The 21,464-nt window shown below is 60.2% G+C and carries 19 protein-coding genes; 6 read left to right on the forward strand and 13 right to left on the reverse strand.

Annotation, left to right across the window (positions count from 1 at the left end; all coding sequences use genetic code 11):
- Positions 1-622: 622 nt before the first annotated feature.
- Positions 623-1,438 carry a hypothetical protein gene (locus tag ACIQCS_RS00005; RefSeq protein ID WP_345850274.1) on the forward strand — a complete coding sequence of 272 codons (816 nt, stop codon included), beginning with the start codon at positions 623-625 and terminating at the stop codon, positions 1,436-1,438.
- Positions 1,439-1,471: 33 nt separating this feature from the next.
- Here the strand turns inward: ACIQCS_RS00005 and ACIQCS_RS00010 are convergent, their stop codons facing one another.
- Positions 1,472-3,184 carry a type IV secretory system conjugative DNA transfer family protein gene (locus ACIQCS_RS00010; protein ID WP_345850276.1) on the reverse strand — a complete coding sequence of 571 codons (1,713 nt, stop codon included), beginning with the start codon at positions 3,182-3,184 and terminating at the stop codon, positions 1,472-1,474.
- A gap of 2 nt (positions 3,185-3,186) precedes the next feature.
- Positions 3,187-3,981 (reverse strand): hypothetical protein, encoded by a 795-nt coding sequence (locus ACIQCS_RS00015; RefSeq protein WP_401529736.1) that lies wholly within the window; start codon positions 3,979-3,981, stop codon positions 3,187-3,189.
- 102 nt (positions 3,982-4,083) lie between these two features.
- On the opposite strand from ACIQCS_RS00015, the gene ACIQCS_RS00020 reads away from it, so the two are divergent.
- The 5 genes from ACIQCS_RS00020 to ACIQCS_RS00040 all read left to right on the forward strand — a co-directional run bounded on the left by ACIQCS_RS00020 (position 4,084) and on the right by ACIQCS_RS00040 (position 9,851).
- Complete coding sequence (locus tag ACIQCS_RS00020) at positions 4,084-4,656, forward strand: hypothetical protein (protein ID WP_345850280.1); 573 nt, start codon at positions 4,084-4,086, stop codon at positions 4,654-4,656.
- 434 nt (positions 4,657-5,090) lie between these two features.
- Positions 5,091-5,849: a hypothetical protein gene (locus ACIQCS_RS00025; protein WP_345850282.1), complete on the forward strand. Its 759-nt coding sequence runs from the start codon at positions 5,091-5,093 to the stop codon at positions 5,847-5,849.
- Positions 5,850-6,535: 686 nt separating this feature from the next.
- Positions 6,536-7,756, forward strand: a complete 1,221-nt coding sequence (locus ACIQCS_RS00030) for a reverse transcriptase domain-containing protein (RefSeq protein ID WP_345850283.1) — start codon at positions 6,536-6,538, stop codon at positions 7,754-7,756.
- A 40-nt stretch (positions 7,757-7,796) separates the two neighbouring features.
- A protein-coding gene (locus ACIQCS_RS00035) for an IS630 family transposase (RefSeq protein ID WP_345850285.1) occupies positions 7,797-8,743 on the forward strand; the annotation gives its coding sequence in 2 pieces (ribosomal slippage) (positions 7,797-8,133 and positions 8,133-8,743; 948 coding nt in all).
- A 448-nt stretch (positions 8,744-9,191) separates the two neighbouring features.
- A complete protein-coding gene (locus tag ACIQCS_RS00040) occupies positions 9,192-9,851 on the forward strand; it encodes a DNA methyltransferase (protein WP_345850286.1) in 660 nt (219 codons plus the stop codon).
- Between the two features lie 7 nt (positions 9,852-9,858).
- Here the strand turns inward: ACIQCS_RS00040 and ACIQCS_RS00045 are convergent, their stop codons facing one another.
- The 11 genes from ACIQCS_RS00045 to ACIQCS_RS00095 all read right to left on the reverse strand — a co-directional run bounded on the left by ACIQCS_RS00045 (position 9,859) and on the right by ACIQCS_RS00095 (position 21,405).
- The gene (locus ACIQCS_RS00045) at positions 9,859-11,145 is read right to left on the reverse strand and encodes a relaxase/mobilization nuclease domain-containing protein (RefSeq protein ID WP_345850287.1); all 1,287 of its coding nucleotides are present in this window, start codon (positions 11,143-11,145) and stop codon (positions 9,859-9,861) included.
- Entirely contained in the window at positions 11,142-11,531 is a 390-nt protein-coding gene (mobC, locus tag ACIQCS_RS00050) for a plasmid mobilization relaxosome protein MobC (RefSeq protein WP_345850289.1), read from the reverse strand. The genes ACIQCS_RS00045 and mobC overlap by 4 nt, the downstream gene beginning before the upstream one ends.
- A 367-nt stretch (positions 11,532-11,898) precedes the next feature.
- Positions 11,899-13,077 carry an integrase arm-type DNA-binding domain-containing protein gene (locus tag ACIQCS_RS00055; RefSeq protein ID WP_345850291.1) on the reverse strand — a complete coding sequence of 393 codons (1,179 nt, stop codon included), beginning with the start codon at positions 13,075-13,077 and terminating at the stop codon, positions 11,899-11,901.
- Between the two features lie 26 nt (positions 13,078-13,103).
- Entirely contained in the window at positions 13,104-13,253 is a 150-nt protein-coding gene (locus ACIQCS_RS00060) for a helix-turn-helix domain-containing protein (protein ID WP_345850292.1), read from the reverse strand.
- Between the two features lie 115 nt (positions 13,254-13,368).
- Positions 13,369-13,809 (reverse strand): hypothetical protein, encoded by a 441-nt coding sequence (locus ACIQCS_RS00065; protein WP_345850293.1) that lies wholly within the window; start codon positions 13,807-13,809, stop codon positions 13,369-13,371.
- 77 nt (positions 13,810-13,886) lie between these two features.
- Positions 13,887-14,195, reverse strand: coding sequence for a hypothetical protein (locus ACIQCS_RS00070; RefSeq protein WP_345850294.1), 309 nt, complete (start codon positions 14,193-14,195; stop codon positions 13,887-13,889).
- Positions 14,196-14,726: 531 nt separating this feature from the next.
- On the reverse strand, positions 14,727-15,566 hold the full coding sequence (locus ACIQCS_RS00075; RefSeq protein WP_345850295.1) for a hypothetical protein: 840 nt from the start codon (positions 15,564-15,566) through the stop codon (positions 14,727-14,729).
- Positions 15,567-16,008: 442 nt separating this feature from the next.
- Positions 16,009-17,283 (reverse strand): 5-methylcytosine restriction system specificity protein McrC, encoded by a 1,275-nt coding sequence (locus tag ACIQCS_RS00080; RefSeq protein WP_345850297.1) that lies wholly within the window; start codon positions 17,281-17,283, stop codon positions 16,009-16,011.
- A complete protein-coding gene (locus ACIQCS_RS00085; protein WP_345850298.1) occupies positions 17,280-20,192 on the reverse strand; it encodes an AAA family ATPase in 2,913 nt (970 codons plus the stop codon). The genes ACIQCS_RS00080 and ACIQCS_RS00085 overlap by 4 nt, the downstream gene beginning before the upstream one ends.
- Entirely contained in the window at positions 20,192-20,677 is a 486-nt protein-coding gene (locus tag ACIQCS_RS00090) for a metallophosphoesterase family protein (RefSeq protein WP_345850299.1), read from the reverse strand. Before ACIQCS_RS00090 ends, ACIQCS_RS00085 begins: the two co-directional genes overlap by 1 nt.
- A 2-nt stretch (positions 20,678-20,679) precedes the next feature.
- Positions 20,680-21,405 carry a hypothetical protein gene (locus ACIQCS_RS00095; RefSeq protein ID WP_345850300.1) on the reverse strand — a complete coding sequence of 242 codons (726 nt, stop codon included), beginning with the start codon at positions 21,403-21,405 and terminating at the stop codon, positions 20,680-20,682.
- Between the last annotated feature and the right edge of the window lie 59 nt (positions 21,406-21,464).

The following is a 21,464-nucleotide window of genomic DNA, read 5'->3' on the forward strand; positions in this document are numbered from 1 at the left end:
TTCGTCATCAAGCATCTATCTTACCCTCGCTAACCGCGCGGGCGTTATCGCCGATACCGATCAGCTCCGGAATGTGGGGAGGTTTTGGCGCTTACCGTTAATCCAGTCGGTCACGCGGTCCCACTGTGACACCGGCAGCGTCACGGCGGCCGTTATCTCAGCTTCTCCGTCAGGGCCTGCGCTCCATGCGATAATCTCGCCTGTCTCATAACCTGTTGTATCGCTGCCCATGCCAAGCCCCTGATGCTGGAAAGGGGTTTTCGCTAGCACCTGATATTCTGGAAGCGGGGGGGATAGTTCACCCTAACCGATATCGTCGGAGTATGGATGAGGATGCCATTTCTAGCGCTCTGATGCTTCGTGACATCGTGCCTGAGCAGGCCCAATGCGTTAGAGTTGTGGTGATTGCATACTTGTCCTACGATTTAAGAATCTAAGCGCGGTTACGGCGGTAGCACAAGCAAAGCTATTTAGAGTAGGAGTCGGGGTAGATATTTCTCCCGCTGTGGAGAAGTGATATATAGTCTCTCCCACCATTGCTGCGGGAAATGTGAATGCGTAGCTGCTCGCAATGTACCAAGCGTCTTTTAATAATGAATAACTCATGACAGGAACTTATCACATGAAAGTTATTCTGTCAAATATATTGAAGTTTATAAGAGGTATTAAAGAAAATCTTAGTAACTCCCAAAAGATGGGTGGCGCAATAATTGTAAGTACGTTGGGAACGCTCTTGGCCGCCTATGCTACTAATTTTCTGGGATTTGGAGAGCGGCGTTCTGAAACAGGCAATCCTCCCGCCAAATCCTCAACGCCTAGCAGTCCGCAACCTAACGTGCCGCCAACCTCGCGTCCGGAAAGTATAGACGCCTCTGCGGGCGAAACGCGGCGCATCTCTGTCAGGGGTGAACCTGTTCAGGCCCTGGCCCCCAAGGGAACGCCTGCACAAAAGATTTCTGAGGACAAAGCTCCGGACAATCTCGCAGCGGTACCAAGCCAAAGTCCGGCAAATAACAATCCAACTTTAGAAATTACCCGAAATGCGAAAGCTAGGCCAATATTCGTAAATGGCAAAATTGCAAATGAAGTATCTTTTCAAGTCTCCTTATCCACTTCTAAGGAAGTACATGTCGCTTTATATAAATCAGGTCTAGATATTGCTCATCTTTCAGGACCAAACCTAAATTGTGAATTTCTACGCGAGAGATCATTCTCAATTCCTATTTACAGCGACGCAGATCCTAAATATCGCATAAAAACCGGTCCACTTATCTCGCAGGGAGATTCTATTACATTAGATTTTGCATTTAGATGCAATAGAGATATCCAGTTGGGTGAGATATTGAATCTCGATATAACTTTTTTTATGATAGAGGCATATTCTGATCAAACATTCGGGCCATGGAGACTTAACATGAGTACTACAGTTAGGCTTTGATGATTTTGAGCTAATGTATCAGTTCAGTTGCTATTATTTGGTTATAAAATTTGTCCGGTTCATAGCCAAACTGCTACCATTTATAATCACTACCTGCAGCATTGTTGCGCGGTCGAATAGCCGGGCCAGTTCGTCCGGCGTGATGAGCGCCGTGCGGTGAATCCCCTCGCTGGTCGCATCGGACGCGCTTGTCCCCGCCGAACTGCTATCGCCCTGCTGGACGCTCTCACCGCCTGAAACCCCGTCCTGGCTGGAATGTCCCTGGCTGCTGCCGGTGCCGCTGGCACCCGCGCGGGCGAGAAACGGCACGAGGCCCGACCCGCCGTCGCGCGCGGCGACACGCTGCAACTCCGCCATGTCGGACAGGCCCTCGCTGATGCTCGACCCGCGCGACCAGCCACTCTGCTCCGTCCGGCCCTGGCTTTTGCTTAAGCTGGATGTTGTGCTGCTGGAGCTTGAGCGCGTCTCGCGGACAAGCTCCAATTCGCCCAGCCGCTTCGACAGCCATTCGAGCGTCGTCATATCGGCATTGGCGAAAAACTGGAGCAGCCCGGCATTGCCGAGGAAAGTTTCCCAAGACTCCTTATAGTGCCGCTTGAGCTGGCCGAGATCCTGAAGGATGGTCCACAGCTTGACGCCAAACCCGGCCATCAGGCCAGCAGCCTTTTCGATAGATTCAAGACGGCCCAGCGCGGCGAATTCATCCATCACGAACAATACCGGATGCCCGCAGGATGCTCTCGCCAGCCCCTGCGCTTCCATCCGGTAGAGCGTCAGGTTCAGCACAAGGCGCAGGAACCGCGCATGCGTCGGAATGAATCTGGCTGGCAGGCAGACATAGACGGAAAGCCCGCCCGCGTCGTCCTTCAGCCGGTCGATATTTAGCGTTGCGCCGTTGCCCTCCAGACACCTCCGCATCCACGGACTCTCGATGAACTTCGTATTGCGCCGCGCCGTGGAAAGGACACTGCCGCGCTCGTTGTCGCCCATCTCGGTGATGGAATGCGCGGCACCCGCGATAACATCGCGCACCGCCTCATTCGGCGCTTCGCTGTTCGCCATCTCATGCCACAGCGCATCGAACGGGCCGAACTCCTGTTCGCTATCGGGCAGAGCGGCGTTCAACCGCTTCGCGGCGTGCGTATCGCCGAGCGTCAGCAGTTGCCGCACCCGCACGAGGGAACGGCGCGGCCCCGTTTCCGTCGCGGCGACATGCAGCAATATGCCCTCCAGGATTTGTCTGGCTGACTCGTTCCAGTGAATGTCCTTACCGTCGCCGCTGCCAATCATAATCGCGTCGGAAATCGCGGCGGCCAAATCGATGGCGTCGTCGTCGCCAGCATCAATCAAATCGAGCGGGTTGAACGTGACGCGGCAATCTTCCGGCACGTCAGCAGCATGATGCGGGTCGAGCACGGCGACATGATGACCGGGCAGCGCTGCGCGCTTGGCTGCGGTGACGCTCGCGTTCTCGCCCTTCGGGTCGATGACGACGCAGCTTCCCGGCCAGCGCAACAGGTTGGGAATGATGCAGGAGCGGCCCTTGCCCGCGCGGCTGCCTGCAATCGTAATCGCATGCCGGTCGTCGCCATAGCCGACTTCCCGGTTCTCGCTGTCCCGCCCGAGGAAGATGTCGCCGGGCTTGTACACCGGGCCAGTGAAGCTCCATCTGGCGGTGCCAAGGGGTGCCGCGCGCTCGTCACGCCCCGGCACCCCTCGGGGAAAGTCGTTGAACGGAAAGTCCATCATCACCGCTCGATGGATGGTGTGCCATTGTTCCGCCGGTCTTCGCGCGTGATGAGGCTGGCCGGGTCTTCGGTTCCGGCCAGCAGTTCGCGGACGCGCTTGCCCACATCGCCGCGCGACAGCTCGTCGGCTTCCGCAATCATCGTCCCCCGGTCGGCGCGGGCGGACTGGCAGGCGTCGGGGTCGCCAAGACCGCAGAAGATATCCTTGAACATGATGACCATGTTCCGCCCGCCATTGGACGCTTGCAAGAGCTGCGCGCGCATCTGCTGCGCCATGGTCTCGAGCTGAAGCGCCGCCTGCGCAATCATGTTCGCGCGGCTGTACAGCGTCTGGTATGCCGCGACGACGCGCTCCTTGTCGGCCTGAACGCCGGCAAGTTCGCGCTGAAACGCAAGCTCCGCTTGCGCCTGTCCCTCCCGCTGCGCCTTGGCGATGGCTTCCTGATAATCGGCCTCGGTGATGTTCATGACGCCCGGCTCACCGCCGAGCTTCTGGTTCATGATGCCGAGTTCAGTCCGCGCCTCGATGGTCGCCATGAGGTCAGACGGACGCAGGCCGGGCCTCGCCACGAGTTCAAGCCCGCCGACCAGCAGGACCAGCGCGAACCCGCCGCCGGCCAGCGTCGTCACGGCCTGCCGCAGCCGCCGCGACCCGACCGCACGCGCGCCGCTTGGCGCGGCAAACCCGCGCCCCGGTTCCGGCCCGTGATTCATCGGCGGCATGGATGGGATTGGCGGATTTTCCGCCGCCTTCATCGGCGGCAACTCGGGTAAGGATTGAGGCTGGTTTTGCATGGCACGGCCTTTCGGATTCTGGGCAAGAACTGCCCGAACTCGCGCTTAGCCGTGTGCAAACTTCCGCCGGGGGGATAGAATGGTGGTTGAATTGGAGTCCAAATGACCAAGACGTTTATGGAGATTCTCGACGAAGAAGAGATAGACTTGGCTGTCGGCCCGTTCGCATCTTTTCTCATTCCGCCCGGCTCCCACGATGGAGATCGCACCTGGTCCCGCTATGCTTATGGCTATGACGCCGCGTTTCGCGAATTGTTCGAAACAGCATGGCAAGCCTGGCCTCGCCGGGACTATCTCGTCGAGCCGGTCATATTCACGGGGCGTCATGCCTTGGAGCTGGCAATGAAGGATGCAGCCGATAGGCTCTCCTGGCACACCGGCGAGCTGGTAAAATTTCTCGGTCACTCGCTTAGCGAACGCTGGGAGGAATTGCTTAGACAGCTACGACTGGCCGAATATTCAACTCTCGACGAGTGGACCGCGCATTGTTCTAAAATCATCGCTGAGCTTCATACCCTGGACCCGGATGGAATGCGGTTCCGCTATCCAAACGATAAAGCCAACGAACCCTTCGTAAACTCGAAGGTGGAACTAGAAGATTTCGGTCGTGCTTACTGGCATATTTCAACTTACTGTGATGCCGTAACAACGATGGTGCAGGAGTCGGACGGCTAGGTTCGAACTTTATCCTGAAACCCTAAGCCCACGACAAAGTCATAGATAACGCTGCGCGCAAGATGTGCGTTGTACTACAACGCTATCTTGGCAGGGAGGCCGCTGCCTCGCCTCCCGTGCACCCTCCAGGCCTGGCGTTTCACCGGCGTCGAGCCGGTGAAACGCCAATGGGGAGACTTCCGCTCTCCCCAAACCCCATCGACCAACCCTGCGCGGATTGGATGCCGCAAGGGAGCCCGTCCGCTCCCTTTGAACCCATGACCCAGGGGCGTGCCTGTCGCTCAGCGCCTAAATGAGCATGTCGAATAAAGTTGTGGGAAACGCGCTTCTGCCGTGACCAATCCAACTGGCAACTAGTATGTGGGATATGCGTCCCTACGCTCGTTGAGGTACTCGGCGACCGTTCGTTAGCATCTGACCTAAGTGGAGCCGGTATGAACCACTATCGCCACGCAGAATGGGTGAAGTTCAGGAACGAAGTCATCAAGCTACATGGCGGGCGATGCGCACGGTGCAATCGGTCGCGTGACGACGGCGTCGTTCTTCAGGTTCATCATAAGAGCTATGCACCGGGCCGGAAGCCGTGGGAGTACGGCCATACGGAATGTGAAGCGCTTTGTAAGGGCTGTCATGCCGAAGAGCATGGGAAGATTATGCCTCAAAGCGGCTGGGAGTGGATCGCAACCGATGACCTCGGCGATGTCATGGAAAACTGCGAATTATGCGGCCAAGACATTCGGTATGTTTATGCAATCAGGCATCCCAATTGGGGCTCGATGGCCGTTGGTACCGATTGCTGCGATCGACTGACCGAAACAACCGACGCCAGTGAATATCACGAACGTTACCTTAAGACCGTGGATATGCGGAAACGCTTCGTCAGTTCCAAAAGGTGGAAGGCCCTACCCAATGGCGACCTCTATATCCGTCAGAAGGGCATTGAAGTTTCCATCTGCGCAGACGAGTCCAAGTTCATCATCGTCATGGATGGTGCGCGCGGCAAGGCTGAATATGATAGCGTTCTGGACGCAAAGATTAGGGCATTTGATTCGATCAATTCGGGTGAAGCCCTTACTTATCTCGCGCGGCATCGAAAGCGGGAACTGGAGCAAATTGCTAGGCGTCGCGGGCATAGATTCGCTTCACGATTCACTACACCACATGCGCTCGAGCAGCTGCGCCGGTTAGGGTGAAAAGTTGCGCCGTTAATATACTCCGGGAGGCGCTTTCGATGACATTAGCCAGCCTCCCGCCTCGGCCGCTGATGCGGAAGCTGTGGATAGTACTGGTTCGCGCTTGACGCGGTCCCGTTGATGTTCCTAACATGTTCGCGCTGGCTCTAGCGGGCAGCGCGGCAGGCGGGATGACCGTCGAGAGCGAGCGGACCTGCTACGGCGAGGCGATGGCGCAAGTCGTCGCCCCGATTGTGCGGCAAGGGCCGAAAGGTTCCGCTGCGGATGTCAGCACCCGCTTGCCTGACGAGACTAAGATAGCCGCAACCTTTACCGTAAGGGGTACCTGTCGGACGGCTACTCGCTTTAGTTTCACCGGGAGGTGGGAGGGCCGCGCGGCATTTCGCCTCTTGCCTAACGCCTTAAAAACGTTACGCTTTCAGGGAGGAGACCATAATGCGCGAACCATGCAAAAACGTGCCAACCCGGCACGGGTCGGCCGGAGGCGCTTTGCGGCAATTCTGGTCGGACTGGCTCTAGCGGGCAGCGCGGCAGGCGGGATGACCGTCGAGAGCGAGCGGACCTGCTACGGCGAGGCGATGGCGCAAGTCGTCGCCCCGATTGTGCGGCAAGGGCCGAAAGGTTCCGCTGCGGATGTCAGCGCTCCGTCAGGCGGGTGAGGTGAATCGACAGGACCCCAAAGACGCTTGGCATCAGAACTCATCAAAGCTGTTAGGAACCAGAGGAATCTCGAACGCGCATGGAGCGTGATTCAGAGGAATGGCCGCACTTCGAAATCAGAAGAAGTCCGGCTTGAGCTAGAGACGTTCGCTGAAGATGCACCAAGCAACCTGCGCTCGATCAAGAGCAGGCTCGGGCATAACACGTTCAAATTTGAACCGGCAAAGGGAGTGCCAATCCCGAAGACCGACGCTCAGGGAAAAAAGACAGGGAAGTTTAGACCAATCGTCCTGGCCCCGGTCGAGAGCCGTATCGTACAGCGAGCAATCCTAAATGTTCTGATGGACGTCTCGGGTCTTCAACCCTTCATCAAAACCCCTTTCAGCTTCGGTGGCATCAGAGGTGAACGAGCGTCCGAGCGGATAAAGAGGGAACGCAGCGAAGCGGTTTCTGCTGTGCCCGCCGCTATAAAGGCAGTGCTCTCCGAGATTGGCGACGGTGCCCGTTACGTTGCCAGCGCGGACATCAAATCATTCTTCACTCGTATCTCCAAAGACGCGGTTACAAAGATTATTGCAGAGGCAGTCAAAGATGACGAGCTGATATCGCTCTTCCGCAGCGCCATCGATGTTGAGCTTTCGAACATGGCGCAGCTCAGAGACAAAGCTACTGATTTCCCGATAGAGGATATCGGTGTAGCTCAAGGAAACTCGCTCTCTCCTCTGCTCGGCAATATCATTCTTGCAGAATTTGACCGTGTGCTGAATGAGGGGGACTGTCGCTGTATACGCTATATCGATGATTTTATCATCCTAGCTCCCTCAAAGAAGGCCGCGAATGCCCGGCTGCGCAAAGCGAAGGAGATACTCGCCACACTGGGGATGGAGTTGTCTCCCGAAAAGAGTTCCGTAGGCGGCGCTCCAATAGAAGAGGGCTTCGATTTCCTTGGCATCAATATATGCCCCGGTGCCGTGCGGCCTGGCTCCAAAGCGCAAGCAAAAATCTGTAATTCAGTGAAGACGGCTTTTGATGAAAGCCTGAAGGCAATGCGAGGCGTTCAGCACGGGCAACAATTCGAGAGACCCTACTCGTTCGCGAGTACCTTGAAGCGCGTCGACGGTATGATCGACGGATGGGGTAAGCATTATTGGTTCTGCAATGATCGCCAGGCATTTGAAAATCTGGATCGCAAGCTAGAGCGGTTTCCACACGAATTGAATCGCAGGGGATTCCCATTGGGGGGCTGATGTGATTCACGCTGTCTGCTGGCGAAGGAGGCCGGCATGGATGGCTCGATCGCTTTCACAGGATCTTCGGGACAGGGTAATTGCCGCGATTGATGGCGGGCTGAGCTGCCGAGTAGCGGCAGGTCGTTTTGGTGTCAGTGTGTCGAGTGCGATCCGGTGGCGGCGACTGGCGCTGGAGCATGGACAGGCGATTGCCAAGCCCCGCGGCGGAGACCGGCACTCAGCCAAGATCGAGGCGCACGGGGCATTTATCCGCGACTTGTTGACCGAGCAGGCCGACATGACCCTCATTGAGATACAGGCGCGTCTGATCGAGCGCGGCGCTTCGGTTGGCATCGGCACGTTGCATCGCTTCTTCACACGTCACGGGATCACGCGGAAAAAAAGACCGGGCACGCGATCGAGCAAGGTCGCCCCGACGTCCTGAGGCAGCGTCAGCGCTGGTTCGACGGTCAGCTCGATCTCGATCCGCAACGCCTCGTCTTCATCGACGAGACCTGGACCGCGACAAACATGACGCGCAGCCATGGCCGTTGTGCCAAGGGCGAGCGCTTGCGGATGGGATATCCCCACGGCCATCGCAAGACCACCACGCTGGTTGCGGGCCTGCGCATGACCGGCATGGTCGCGCCGATGGTGCTGGACGGGCCAATCAACGGCGACTGGTTCGAAGCCTATGTCGCCCAGGTGCTGGTGCCGGAACTGCGGCCCGGCGACATCGTCATCATGGACAACCTGTCGAGCCACAAGCGCGCATCGGTGCAGATGCTCATCGAGGCGGCCGGCGCATCGCTACGCTTCCTGCCGCCCTACAGCCCCGACTTCAATCCGATCGAGAAGACCTTCTCGCGCCTCAAGGCCATGCTCCGAAAAGCAGGCGAGCGCACCGTCGGCGGACTGTGGGACCTGATCGGCAAGCTGGTCGATCTGTTCAAGCCCAACGAGTGCGCAAACTACTTCAGATCCTGCGGCTATGAACCAGAATGAATGGAAACCGCTCTAGGGAAGCTGGTGGGTAGGTATATCGGAGAATATACCGCCATACGTGGGAGCACCCCGGAAGCCAGTCATCAACGAATGCTCGGTGTTTCGGAGTTGCGACATATTCCGCGTGAGCCATTCTCATATCCGAAGCAGCGTGACTGACTGGCGGCCGATAGCATTTCAGGACTAACCGCGTTTCCCTCCGGGCCGCGCTCTACTCGCGTCCGCTCACCGAGCCTGTAGTCTCGGCCATGCGGTGACGATCGCTAACGCATGAAGGCTTGGGGCTTTGCCCCTGGCGCGCTGCGAAGAGTCCTTCCGCCCAGCTTCCTCCAGTGCCTTTCGTGCAGCCGGTTCCCCGCGAAGGCTCTTACTCCGCTTGCACCCCCATTCTCGCCGAAGGGCAAGGGTTCAGCAGCAGCTGCAACCCAAACCCAAAGGAGAGAAGAAAATGACACTTACCAATCAAATCATCTGCGGAGACGCGACCGAGGAATTGAAGCGCCTGCCGAGCGGCAGCGTGGATATGGTCCTAACCGATATGCCGTATTTGGTGAACTATCGGGACAGGATGGGCCGGACCATCGCCAATGACGACGATGCGCAGAATGTGCTCCCGGCTTTCCCGGAGATGTTCCGCGTTCTGAAGGACAACACCTATTGCGTCGTGTTCTGCGGATGGGTGGAGATAGCGCAGTTCAGCCAGGCATGGGCGCAAGCGGGATTCCGGACGGTGGGCCATATCGTCTGGGAGAAAAATTATGCGTCACGCGCGGCGCATACCGAGTACCGGCATGAATCCGCCTATCTGCTGGCGAAGGGCAAACCGGTATGGCCGAAAGTGCCAGTGCCGGACGTGATGAAGTGGGAATACACAGGCAACAGGCTGCACCCGACTGAGAAGGCCGTCAGCATCCTAACGCCGCTTGTCCGGGCATACTCGCCGATAGGGGGCATCGTGCTGGACCCCTTCGCGGGTTCGGGCAGCACATGCGTTGCAGCAGCTTTGGAAGGCCGCAGCTCTATCGGCATCGACGTTGAGCAGAAATATTGCGCGACGGCGCGCAAGCGGCTGGATGGCGTAGCGCGCTATCGGAAGGAGGCGGCGTAAGCCGCCTTTACCGGCCAAGTTCCGGCCCGCGTCCGCGCGACATTCCGCGCGGATGTTCCGTCCGGCGCAGCGACACGCGGGATTGCTGAGGGCCCTCGCGCTGGCGCGACAGGTCGCGGTGCAGTTCCTGAACCTGTGAGGCAAGGTGGTCACGCACGGCGCGGATGTCGCGTTGAAGGTCGCGACGCTGCGCGAGCTGTCCCGTAACCAGGCCATGCCGCTCCGCGCGGTCGCGCCGCACGCACGCGGCGGCTTCCGCTTCATTCTGCGTTCGGACTTTGCCGTATTTCCCCGTCAGACGGTCCCACAGGCCCATGACGCCGCTGCGCAGCCGTGCGTTCCGTTCCTTCGCTTCGGCGGTGGCTCGCACGCGATGGCCCTCGTCGAGGCGCTGCCGCTCCTGCCGTTGGCCGTCGCGCATGACAAGGCGCTGGGCATTAAGCGGCTCCAGCGCCTTGTCTCTGGCTAAGCCCGCCTCGCGGATGAAGCCTTCCAGCTTGGGCGCGATGACGCGCGCGATATGCTCGCGCGTTTCCGCGACGCTGCGCGCCTGTTCGGGACTGCCGAGTCTCGCCGTCACGTCCTTGGCCCGATTGCCCACGGCGCGGGCAATCGACAGCGCTTCGCCCTCATAGGTGACGGCGACATGCGCGCGCCGGTCGCCACGGGCGAGATAGAGACCACGCTCCTCCAGAGCCTTGGCGAACGATGCGGCGCTGTCCGATGCCGCCCAGCAGTCCTGTATCGTCGCTTTCAGCTGTGCGGGATTTTGGCCCATGCGCTTTGCCTGCTGCCATTCGGCGAGGCTGAAATTGCGCGGGTTCCGGGCTTGCGAATCCATCAACCCACGCGGCATCTGCCAGCCGTGTTCGAGATACAGGCCTTTCGAAATCTCGCGGAGCTTGGTTTTAAAGAACGGCAGCGGTCGCGCGGTCATGGTGTCCGCGTCGATGCGCGACCACACGGCATGGCAATGCCGCCGTCCTTCCTTTTCGTGGAAGATGACGATGCGCGGCTGACCCTTGAGGCCGGTGCGTTCTTCGATTTTCTCGATGGCCCGTTCGAAGGTTTCGACGGACACCGGTTCTTGTTCCGGCGGGTTGAGTGACACCGAAAACAGGAACTGCTTGCAGCGCGTCCCTTGGGCGACGGCCTGCGCCTCTTTCATCGCGCCCTTCACGTCACCGGCCATGAAGCCCCGGACTTCATGCAGTTCGACATGTTCGTTCTCTGCCTTGAGCAGATGCGCGCCAAGCTGGGCCGCGCCGCCGCGCTGGGATGCCTTCAATATCATTCGGCACCCGCAGAGAGGCCCAGCGCCTCAATCAGCATCCGGCGCATATCGGCGATATCGGCAAGCGCCTGGCGCAGCTCTGCCTCAATCTCGGGGTCGAGAGCCAATGAGCCGCTATTTGCGGCCTTGGCCAGCTGGTTGAGATTGGCGGCCATGCGGGAGTTGCCGAGCTTGCCGAGCAGTCCCGAAAGCGCCTGATGGTCCCGCACCGGAAACTTGCCCCGGCTGCGCGGCGGCGGGTTGTTCGCATCGAACAGCCGCCAGCGGATATAGGCACCCAGCGACATGCCAGCGGCGTCACGCTCAAGGCGCGCGCGGTCCTCGGGTGCAAGGCGCAACGAAAACGGCGCGGCCTTGGCGGGCGCGGATGGTGGACGGTCGGGCATGTTGAAACGGCGCTAATAAGCAACGCCCCGCATCCCGGGGGGATACGAGGCGGCAAGGTTGTGATTGTTGAAGATGAGAGAATCGGGCTAGTATCGCTGGGCGCTAAGGCGATGGCGGCGAAAGGGACGACCCGGCTAAAATCCGGTTCCAGTCCTCCAAATCCCGAAAGATTTGGTTTGCGGCCTCACCTGTAAGGCGCACCATTACCCCATCCTGCGATATTCGCGGATGGGGTTAAGCTCTAGAAAAACAACAGAAAACTCGAAATGGCCATCCGCGGCCGTTCGTCCGAATTTGGCTCTAACCGCGAGGCGTTGGGGGCCAATTTGGGGGCGCTGAAATCGGCTGGCCCCAACTGGTTTTGGCTCACTTCGCTGATGCTTTAAGCGCATCCAGACGGTCCGACCACCACTGCATCATCTCAACACGCTCGTCCCAGTAGTCAGTGCGGTTGTAAGCCGCCCGGACGGCGTTCCTTTCCTCATGCGCCAGGGCGCGTTCGATCACGTCGGGGCGCCAGCGCCTGCTCTCATTGAGCAAGGTGCTGGCCGTTGACCGGAAGCCGTGGGCGGTCATCACCCCGCCATATCCGAGCCGACGGAGCGCTTGGTTCACGGTGTTCTCCGAGATAGGCTGCCTGAACGAGTGGAAGGCGGGGAACACGAACTCGGTGCCGCCCGAGATCGCTTTCATCGACCGGATGATCTCGAGCGCCTGGCGCGACAGCGGGACATTGTGGTCCCTTCGCATCTTCATGGTGGCGGCAGGAATATTCCAGCGCGCCCGGTCGAAATCGAGGTCGGCCCACCGCATTGTCCGGATCTCTCCCGGGCGCTGGAACACGTGCGGCGACAGCTTCAATGCTGCACTCGTCGAGGGGTATCCCTGGTAGTCGTCAATTGCCCTCAACAGGGCGCTCAGCTTTCTATCATCGACGATTGCCGGATGGTGCTTCTCCTTCGGGGCAGCCAGCACGCGGGTCAGCATCGGGGCGGGATTGATCTGGGCCCGTCCGGTCAAGATGGCGTACTGGAGAACCCGCCCGACGAACGAGCGCAGGCGCCGCGCAGTCTCCCGCCGGCCTGATCCGTGGATTTCCCGCACGGCAGTTAGCAGGATCGGTGCTGTGACATCACTGACCGGGAGCTGTCGAAAGCTTGAGGGAAGAAGAGACAGCAGCCACCGCGTCTTCTCGACGGTGGTGATGGCGAGACCCTCTGCTTCTCGCATGTCGATATATTCCTTGGCGACGGCGCTGAAGGTGCTCGCTGCCTCCATCTGCGCTGCGAGCTTGCTCGCCTGCTTTTCCCGCTGCGGGTCCTTGCCGTCAACCAGCAGGGCCCGTGCCTCATCGCGCTTCGCGCGAGCGACCTTCAGGCTGACCTCGGGATAGGCACCGAAGCTGAGCTTCTTCTCGGGCCCGAGATGGCGGTACTTCATGTACCAACGCTTCGAGCCCGCCTTCGCGACGAGAAGGTAGAGACCCTTCTCGTCGTACAGCTTATAGTCCTTGTCGCCGACGCGCGCGGCGTCGATCTGCTTCACTGAGAGCGCCATGATGTCGCTCCCCGTTACGCGGCGCAGCGCTGCAGGAGCGCATCGACGTCGGCGGCGGGAATAAGCGTGACCGAGCCGACCTTGATCCGGCTGAGCTTTCCTTCCTCCATCAGCTTGTAGATGGTCGAGCGACCGAGGCCGGTAGATCGCACAACTTCGTTCACTCGGTAAGACTTACGTTCCAAAACTACTTCCTCTTCTGTTCAGGGAAGTTCGCCATTTACCCACGCGCCAAGGCTCAACCAGAGCGCGCGGGCACCGAAGCTAGGTTTCGCGTTTCTATTCGGGCCGGCCGGCCTCCATGGCTCGAGCCAGGTCCTCCACCCGCTCGTCGAGCGTGGAGAGCGCCGAAGGAGGGAGGAGCCGCTGGTCGAACGGCCGCCATTCGAAGACCGGTTCATCTTCCCCGGTTGCGCACAGTGCGTGCAACTGCTGCTGCATGGCACCCAGCACGCGGATTGGTGCGCCGGTCTGATGGTCGGTATCGTCCGCGAGGTCTGCGGTGAAACTCAAGCGACACGGGACGGACAGGCACTCACCGAGGATGCTGATCGTCATGTTGAAATCGATGGTGCCAGTCAGCTCCCGCTCAATATGAAAGCGAGGTTGCAGGTCAGGTAGTTGCTGTTCGGGGTCAAGGCCGATGGCGCGGGTGAGCGAGCGCATGCGCTCCGGCGACAGGCGCCGCACGAGCTCCTGCGCGATGTAGGTGGGGAGCATTATCGTTCCTTCTGGACTCGCACCTCGACCGCCCCGCTGGCAAGCAGCAGGCGGCCGAGGTGGCGATATTCGGGGGATCAGGCGCCCAGCAGAGCGCTCTGGGCCTGGATCAGGCCCTCAAGGTCCTCGAGGATCAGGCGGCGCTCCTCGGACGCCTGATCGAGGCCGTGAAGCTCGCCCTCGAACAGGATCGCGAGCTTCTGCAACACTGCGGTAAGTGTAGGCGCCGGCATGTCCAGCAGGGCGTCTTGCACCTCCGCCCGAGCGCGCTCTAGCCGTTCATGCTGACGCGGCTCGGCATGCTCCAGCTGTTGGATCAGGTTCAGATAGTTCTGGAATTGGGTATTCCACGCGCCATCGGGCGCGCTATGGGCTGCTGCAGCCATTCGGTCGTCTCCTGTAAAGACGGTTGGTGGTCAGGACCGGCTCGGCGTTGGCGCGCCGGGTCGGTCCGTAAGGGTGACGTAAGAGTCCTGGAGTCCAGCGTCAACCGCGCCACTTCGAAGAAACACGGATAACCTAGTTATCAGCCAAAAAAATGCATTCGGACCGGCCGCCGCTGCCATTGGGTTGTCGCCCGTCAATTTTATGAAGGCCGTAGCGCCCAGCTGTTCTTTCGCTCATTCTACTATACAGATGAAGAATTTTTACTAAGAGATCGTGGCTAGGTTATATAAGTCTTATTTAAATCTTTTGTTGTACATAGAGGCGATTTGGCGGGGCTTATATTATAGTCCAACGCGATCTTCTTTCGCGAGATCCGCAGAGTGATCTGCTTGCACTGTTGACGCGGGCAGAGTTGGAGGCGGCTCCATTTCGCGCGCATCCGTATGGCCCCCGGCCATCCCCTTAATAAATCGCTATCGCCTGGGGCGAGAGCTCTGACGCAAGTCAGCGGTCTCGGGAACGCTGGCACGTTAGCGAACTCGCTCGAAGATCTCGAGCGCCCTTGTCTGGTCGTCCGGGTCGTGGCGCGACTGGGTTGTTTGCGGCGTCTTCTCGCTCTCGTAGACCGGCAGCCGGACCATCCGTTCGATAATTCGCGCCATTTCCTCGGACGCGATCTCCGGGACTGGCGTGCGGCCGCGGGAAGGCTCGATGGTCGGGCGGAGTCGCCCGACCATCGCGAGCAACTTTGCCTCATCGATCGGATCGAGATTTGACGGGACCGGTTGCTGTTCTTTCTGGTCCTCGTAAGCTGGCACCCGCGCCATCATCTCCGCGAGGCGCGCCTGCATCTCAGGCGGAACCGCGCTCTCGGGCCAGATCGTATGCTCGCCGATACGAGGTAAACGAAACCGTCCGGCATCCATCTTTGACATCGCATTCAAGTATCGATCGTCGGCGAGGACTCGATAGAGATCTGATGGCAGGTGATCGACCTCATCAGGCAGGCTCCAGCACAGCTTGTTCACCGTTGCCGGCGCGACGCCGAACTCCTCAGCGATTGCGTTTTGGCGGCTGCCACGCATGTACTCCCGGCGGATTTCCAGTTTCGTAATCAGGGGGAGATCGCCCTTTTCTGGGCGAAGATAGCCGAGCTTGATGCAGTCTTCCTTGGTAGCCGAAGCCCAGTTTTCGAGCACCTCGTCTTTCAGCTCTTCATATGCTCCCATGAACTGCTTCACCAATCGTGGCTCATGCCCGAGCGCCTCAACGTGATAGCGGATGCTGAACCCAGGCATGGCGAGCCAGATGCGGAGTTCGCGACGCATATCGTCGGGCAGCGTGTGCCAATTGGACCGCCTGAATTCCATCAGCTTCTCCGGAGCGTCCATCGGATTGAGAAGCCCACAATGAAAATACACGCGCGATCTCCAGTCTTTGCCTAGACGGGCAGATAGCGATCATCGTTAGACGAGTGTGGTGAGTTCGCTATGGTAGCCTAGTTCCGATAGTGTTTTCCGAATGCCGCGTGAGTTGGTAACTGAGACCTTGGTCGTTCAGCGCGCAGCTGGATGGTTCGACTAGGTCCCCCGACAGATAAGGTCGATGAAGCGCGAGAGCCGCGAGCGACCGAGGAGTGCGCTTTGTGCGATATTGCAGCGCTCGCTCCGGCCAAAATTTGAATTGTCCGAAGGCGCCCTTCCTAGGGTCGATTTGAACCCTAACCGTAAGGGTACCACCCTTATGAAGACAGGGTGGGGGTCGTTTTCGGCTAACTATGGTCGATTGCTCGCGCAGAAAATTTTTGGAAATTCAGGTAAGTGCGTTCGCCACCAGATGACGAAGCGCGGCTCGTACATCAGTAGGCAGTTGTTCAAGTGAAATTGTTGCAACGTCGAGGCGCTCCGCACCCCGCGCGATGCCGCGAGAGTGGGTGCGCAGAGCCTCTTCCCCCGGGAGCGCGGGATAGAGCAGTGTCAGGCGCTGACAGTCGTACAGGCGCGCGTAAGCCATCATTTGATAGATGTCAGCGTGCGAGATGCCCTTCTCGGGATGCTTCCACTTAGTATCGAGCACGGCGACGACGCGGTTACCACGCTTGACGAGAATGTCTGGGCGTGTGGGGTGACTGTCCGCGACCACGGTAGTGCCGTCTCTCCAGGGCCCGAGGCAATAAGCGAAGCCTCCTTGCGCCACGACGTCGAGTTCGGTGTCGGCGAGAGCGTGGCGTAGCTGCACAGCGATGTAATGCTCAAACAGCTCATTCATCGGGAAGAGAAGCGTTACGCCCTCCGGCGCGCGAGCATCGGCACGAGTTTCCTGCCACCGCGTGCCGAGTAGCAATCGCGCCAGTTCAAGCAGCGTGCGCCAGCGCCGGCTCGACCGATCGATCCGAACCTCCCGCCACGGCAAGGCGCCGGACGGGACATCACTTATGTCAGCGAACAGAAAGCGGAGTTCTGACAGCTTGCGCTGCGTATCAGCGGCTCGCGCATGCCACGTGAGCAGCAGCACGCATGCCTTCATGATCTGCATCAGCGGGACATCGGCGCCAAGTTCATCGAAACGGCAAGCGAGCCGGTCCGGTCGCACAGCATTGACGGTAAACTGCCTTCCTACATGCAACTGACCCCGAAGCGCGCGCAGATCTTCCTCTCGCGACCGATAGAGGCGGGGCAGGCCTCGACGTACCTCCGCCAACAGACGGTCGACAAAAAGCGTAATGAACAACTCGAGCAGCGAGTCCGCACGATGCGCCATCGCCGTCGCCTCTCCGGTCGAGAGATCGAGACCCAGTGCGACGTCGAGCATATGGACAAGCCGGCTGCGCACCGTCGCGGTCCCTTCCTCAACGCTGTCGGGATCGACCTTGGGCAGGATTTCGAGGCTGCACCCGCGTCCGGCTACCACCCCGACTACCTGGCGAGCGCGCAGGAACCGGTGATGATCGCACAGAATGTCAGTGCCATCGGCACCACCGAGTGCATGTCCCCGAGCCGCGGCGAGCAACGCATCGGCCTGCTCCCGTGAGAAGCCATCGTCGCCAACTGCAACACGGCCCCACTCATGGACCGTGAGATGCGTCACTCCGTGGCCTCATCCGCGACGTCGAGGATCGTCGCGGGAGGGAACCTGCCCACTAGCCGATCATACGCATCCTCCGCGAACGTCTCCCGCACACTCCAGCTATGGCGCTCCTCGCCGCCTTGCCCGGTCGGGTCCTTGAGCTTGCGGCAATCCAGGAAGCCGCCGCCCTTGCCTACAGGCTCGCCGAGCACCGCGGCTACGCGGCCCCAGTCCTCGAAGAAATACTCCTGGAGCAGGGGAATGACCTTGTTGCGCATCGCGGCATCGACATCCGCCCGGCTCCGACACGCGATGAAAAAGGCGTGGCCGATACGGTGCTCGCGATCGATCAGATATTCGATGCGGTCGTTGACGATCCCCAGCACCTTGCGCAGGGGCACGGCGTCGACGCTTTCAGGCAGAAGCGAGGGATCAGGTGCCAGCTCACGGAACACGAAGCGTCGGCGCAACGCGGTGTCGAGCAGCGCGATCGAGCGGTCGGCCGTATTCATCGTGCCAATAATATGGAGGTTGGCGGGAACGCCGAACTCCTGCTTGGAATAGGGCAGCCGGACGGTGAGCGCATTTTCCTGGCCGAGGCGCTTGTCCGGTTCGAGAAGCGTGATCAGCTCACCAAACACCTTCGAGATGTTGGCGCGGTTGATCTCGTCGATGATCAGCACGAAGGGCTCCGGCGCCCCGGTCGTGGTCGTCGCGTCGCCCCCCGCGACGATTTGCTCCAGCCCGTCCCAGTTCACGTGGCGGCCGTTCATCTGATACACCGAAACTTGGCTCAGTTCCTTGTCGTAGATGAGTTCGCGCGGCAGGCTTTCGTCGCTGTGCCATAGCCAGCGCACCGTACGGCGATGGTTATATTCCCCGTTCGGACCCGGGACGAATTGATACGGACCGGTGATCTCGCCGACCGCGCGGAATTTGCGGTTCCCGTCCGAGATAACGACCAGCGAGCCAATCTGCATGTTGATGCGAAAGGCGAACATCTGCGACAAGTTGGGATCGTTGCCGCTTGCATCGGGATGATCCTGCCGCCAGCGTTCCTTGATCGAGTCCCATGCGTCATAGTGCGTGCCCGACCAATCGATCTCGCCGCCCCAGCCGAGCACCACATAGCCGCCGCGGATGGCGTCCTGATAGATTGCGTCGTCTTCGGATGCCCAGCTGCGCCCGAGCGACATCTTGAAGATCTTGCGGTTGCGATCGATCACCGGGGTGCCACCGCCGGCAGCCTTGCCGCGATTGTTCGCCGCGAGATCGGCGACCAACTTGAAGATGCCGTCCTGCGGCTGGAGGCTGAAGCCTGCGCTTGCTCCGGTGCCCTCCTCCTGCGTCGCAGTGACGGGGCGCAGGCCCTCGACGAAATCCTCGTAACTGAAATTCTGGTGGAAGGTGACGAAGGCGATGCGCCCTTTCTGGTGCAGCGAGCGATAGAGCGCCATCAGCGCCTCCCGCTCGTGCGGCACTGCTTCACCGCATAGCCTGACGGCTTCGGCGGCCGTGGCATAGGTCTTGCCGGTGCCAGGCGGGCCGTAGAGGATCAGGTTTACCGGTCCGGCGTCGGGAGAAGTGGCATGCGTCTCCGCGCCAAGATTGAAGATCAGCACCGTGGTGGAACTGGTGTCGGGGCCACTATGCGTGGGCGCGCGAAGGTTCGCCATCGCCAGGAATTTCTGCCCGCGAAGTGTCGAGCAGACGTTCGGATGTGCCTGCTTCAGCCCGAGTGCGTTGTGCAGCTCACCCACCCGGATCGACAGACTCCGCTCACCTCGCGCACGCGCGGGCTGAACATAGTGTTCGAGCGCATATTGGCGGATGCGATCGCTCTGCCCCGTGCCGTTCGTCTGGCTGCTTCCGTCCATCTCCAGCTTCTCTCCGCAGGTGACCCAGATAAAACCCTGCACATCCCACAAATCGCGCGGATGCCAGCCCCAATCCCGCATGGCGGTGAACAGCTCGGCGGAGAGTGCGAGGACATGCTCATATTCGGCCGCCGTGAGCGGGTTGTTGCCGAAGAGGGAGCGACCCCACAGCGCCATGCCGAGATTGTAGAAGCGCGTGTAGCTGACTGCGATCGCCTCGGTCGGGCGCGCTAGTGCCTGGAACAGCGTGGCCAGCACGCGAATGTCGCCATACGGTTTGCTGTGCTCACTGCCTTCGAGCACTAGCGGCCAAGCGGTATCGACGAACGCCGCTGCTGCCTGCGGCGGTTCGTCCTTCGATAAGGTAAGAGTGCCTACCGCGGTCTCGAAGGCTCCATCCGACCGATCGCGCACGATGCGCAAATGGTCCTTCCGGCGACGATCGCCGATAAGATTCATTTTGGGGTCGTCCAGCACGGCCGCCAGCAAGGATCTGCCGAGCGCAGCGCTATTCGGGTTTTCGGCCAGCAGCGCCTCAACCGCCGCGATCAGCGTACGCTTATAATCATCTTCCTGCTCGTGATAGCCGCTCCGTCCCGTGAAACCGCCTCCGCTTTCGAAATCGTCGTGCGCCGCAAGGAAGCGCTCCCTAAGCGCTTCCAGCGCCGCCTCATCGATTTCTTCGGCCTCCGGTTCGTCCCCCTCGCTATCGTAGTTCGGATCCTTACCCTCAACGAAGTGCCCGTACTGCCGCGCGACGTTGATCAGATTGGTGAGCTGTCGCGTGGGATCGGTGGCCTGTGGCGCCATCTTCCGCGCGGCGGCTTCATTCGAGCGCCAATCTGCCGCGACCCCGCGGACTGCTTTCACAAGTTCGGGCCAGCGGCCATTCGCATGCAGTGTTTCGAGGTCTGGCTCGGCAAAGCCGAGTTCGCCCAACGCGCGCTCGATACGCGGCGCCTTCCGCACGCGATTATTCACGCCCTTTTGGGTGAGGCTTTGGCCTTGATAGGTACGCCGACCCAGCCAAGCGCGGAACTCAGCGTCACGCATCAGCTTCTCCGTGTCAGAAGTTCTTCGAGGCGTTGCGGCGCCCAGCCGGTTCGATCCACGGACACCGAACGGTGGCCGGGCACGGAGGGCAAGTGGTGGAGGTGGCCATGGATCACCTCGTGCGCGGGCTTGCGCTTCGCTTCGGCTGGGATGTGGATCAGGAACAGCGATCCGCCATCCACCTCCAGCCGGTGACGATTGCGCACCGTCTCGAAGATCCGACTGGCCTCGATTTCCGCCCTCTCTTCCTTGTCCTTCTTGTCGTCATTGCCGAGGATCAGGTGCTTGACGCCCGGTAGCGTTGCGAGGCGGCGCCAGTCCGGGCCGATGTCGCCCAGGTGCCAGATGACATCGTTTTCAGCGACACGATCGCGCCAATTGGCTTCGATCAGGGTGTCCAGCTCCCCAGCGGACATGCCGGACCATTTGCAGCGCCCGCCGGGCTGCTTGCCGAAATGGGTGTCCGCAATGAACCACGTCGGCATCTTCAGTTCTGCCCGCCAGTTGCCAGAGGAAAGCGCTCCGCCAGCGCTTCCCATTCCGTCCGATGCCCGGTCGCGTGGTTCGCCATGCCGGGCCGGGTCAGGTAGCCGTTTCGCTTCCATCCCGCGTCGGCCTGCCATTTGGCGTAGCTGTAGATCGAGCGTGCCGGCTGTTCGTGCCAGCCGATGTTGACGGCCCAGTTCGTCGGAAAGAACTCGAGCGTTGCGTAAGGCAGGTGATCGTGGATCCACCAGGCGAGCCGGGTCCAATCGCCGTCGCCGGGGAAGGCATCGACAAATTCGGCCAGGACGATGCAGGCCATCGCGCCCATATGGCCGGCGGCATCTCGCCGGTCCCATATATGCGCGGCATAGTTCTTGGCGTTGCTTGCGCAGTTATGTCCCCTCTCGTTCCCGAGCTGGTTCACGGCGCATGAGCGATAGGCGGAGCGGATCGCGACGCGGCCGAACAGGCGCTGCAGCGGCTCAAGCAACTGCTCGCACAGCTGCGTTCCGGCCGCGACAGCCAGTTCCGGATCGTCCGGCGCATTGACCAGGCCATGCACCGCCGCGATGTCCGAAAACAGGAAGTCGCGCATGTAGAAATGCTGCGACAGTCGTGTGCGGCCGAAATCGTTCAGGCTGGCGACCGTCCACCCCGTCATCCCTAGGCTTCCGTTTTCCCCTTGCGTCCGCGCTTCGGCTTGGGCGCGGCTGAGCACGAACACCACGCTCGTGGACCCGTCAATCGGGACATGCGGCACGACTTCGCCACAGATGGTAGGTTCGG

It is taken from the genome of Sphingomonas sp. NPDC092440 (assembly GCF_044754985.1).
Lineage (GTDB): Bacteria > Pseudomonadota > Alphaproteobacteria > Sphingomonadales > Sphingomonadaceae > Sphingomonas.

Bases quoted from the DNA above. Each gene is read 5' to 3' on its own strand.
- ACIQCS_RS00085 (WP_345850298.1), bottom strand. From the start codon at position 20,192: ATGCGTGACGCTGAGTTCCGCGCTTGGCTGGGTCGGCGTACCTATCAA.
- ACIQCS_RS00090 (WP_345850299.1), bottom strand. From the start codon at position 20,677: ATGCCGACGTGGTTCATTGCGGACACCCATTTCGGCAAGCAGCCCGGC.
- ACIQCS_RS00065 (WP_345850293.1), bottom strand. From the start codon at position 13,809: ATGCTCCCCACCTACATCGCGCAGGAGCTCGTGCGGCGCCTGTCGCCG.
- ACIQCS_RS00045 (WP_345850287.1), bottom strand. From the start codon at position 11,145: ATGATATTGAAGGCATCCCAGCGCGGCGGCGCGGCCCAGCTTGGCGCG.
- mobC (WP_345850289.1), bottom strand. From the start codon at position 11,531: ATGCCCGACCGTCCACCATCCGCGCCCGCCAAGGCCGCGCCGTTTTCG.
- ACIQCS_RS00015 (WP_401529736.1), bottom strand. From the start codon at position 3,981: ATGCAAAACCAGCCTCAATCCTTACCCGAGTTGCCGCCGATGAAGGCG.
- ACIQCS_RS00040 (WP_345850286.1), top strand. From the start codon at position 9,192: ATGACACTTACCAATCAAATCATCTGCGGAGACGCGACCGAGGAATTG.
- ACIQCS_RS00010 (WP_345850276.1), bottom strand. From the start codon at position 3,184: ATGGACTTTCCGTTCAACGACTTTCCCCGAGGGGTGCCGGGGCGTGAC.
- ACIQCS_RS00020 (WP_345850280.1), top strand. From the start codon at position 4,084: ATGACCAAGACGTTTATGGAGATTCTCGACGAAGAAGAGATAGACTTG.
- ACIQCS_RS00025 (WP_345850282.1), top strand. From the start codon at position 5,091: ATGAACCACTATCGCCACGCAGAATGGGTGAAGTTCAGGAACGAAGTC.
- ACIQCS_RS00070 (WP_345850294.1), bottom strand. From the start codon at position 14,195: ATGGCTGCAGCAGCCCATAGCGCGCCCGATGGCGCGTGGAATACCCAA.
- ACIQCS_RS00075 (WP_345850295.1), bottom strand. From the start codon at position 15,566: ATGGAATTCAGGCGGTCCAATTGGCACACGCTGCCCGACGATATGCGT.
- ACIQCS_RS00005 (WP_345850274.1), top strand. From the start codon at position 623: ATGAAAGTTATTCTGTCAAATATATTGAAGTTTATAAGAGGTATTAAA.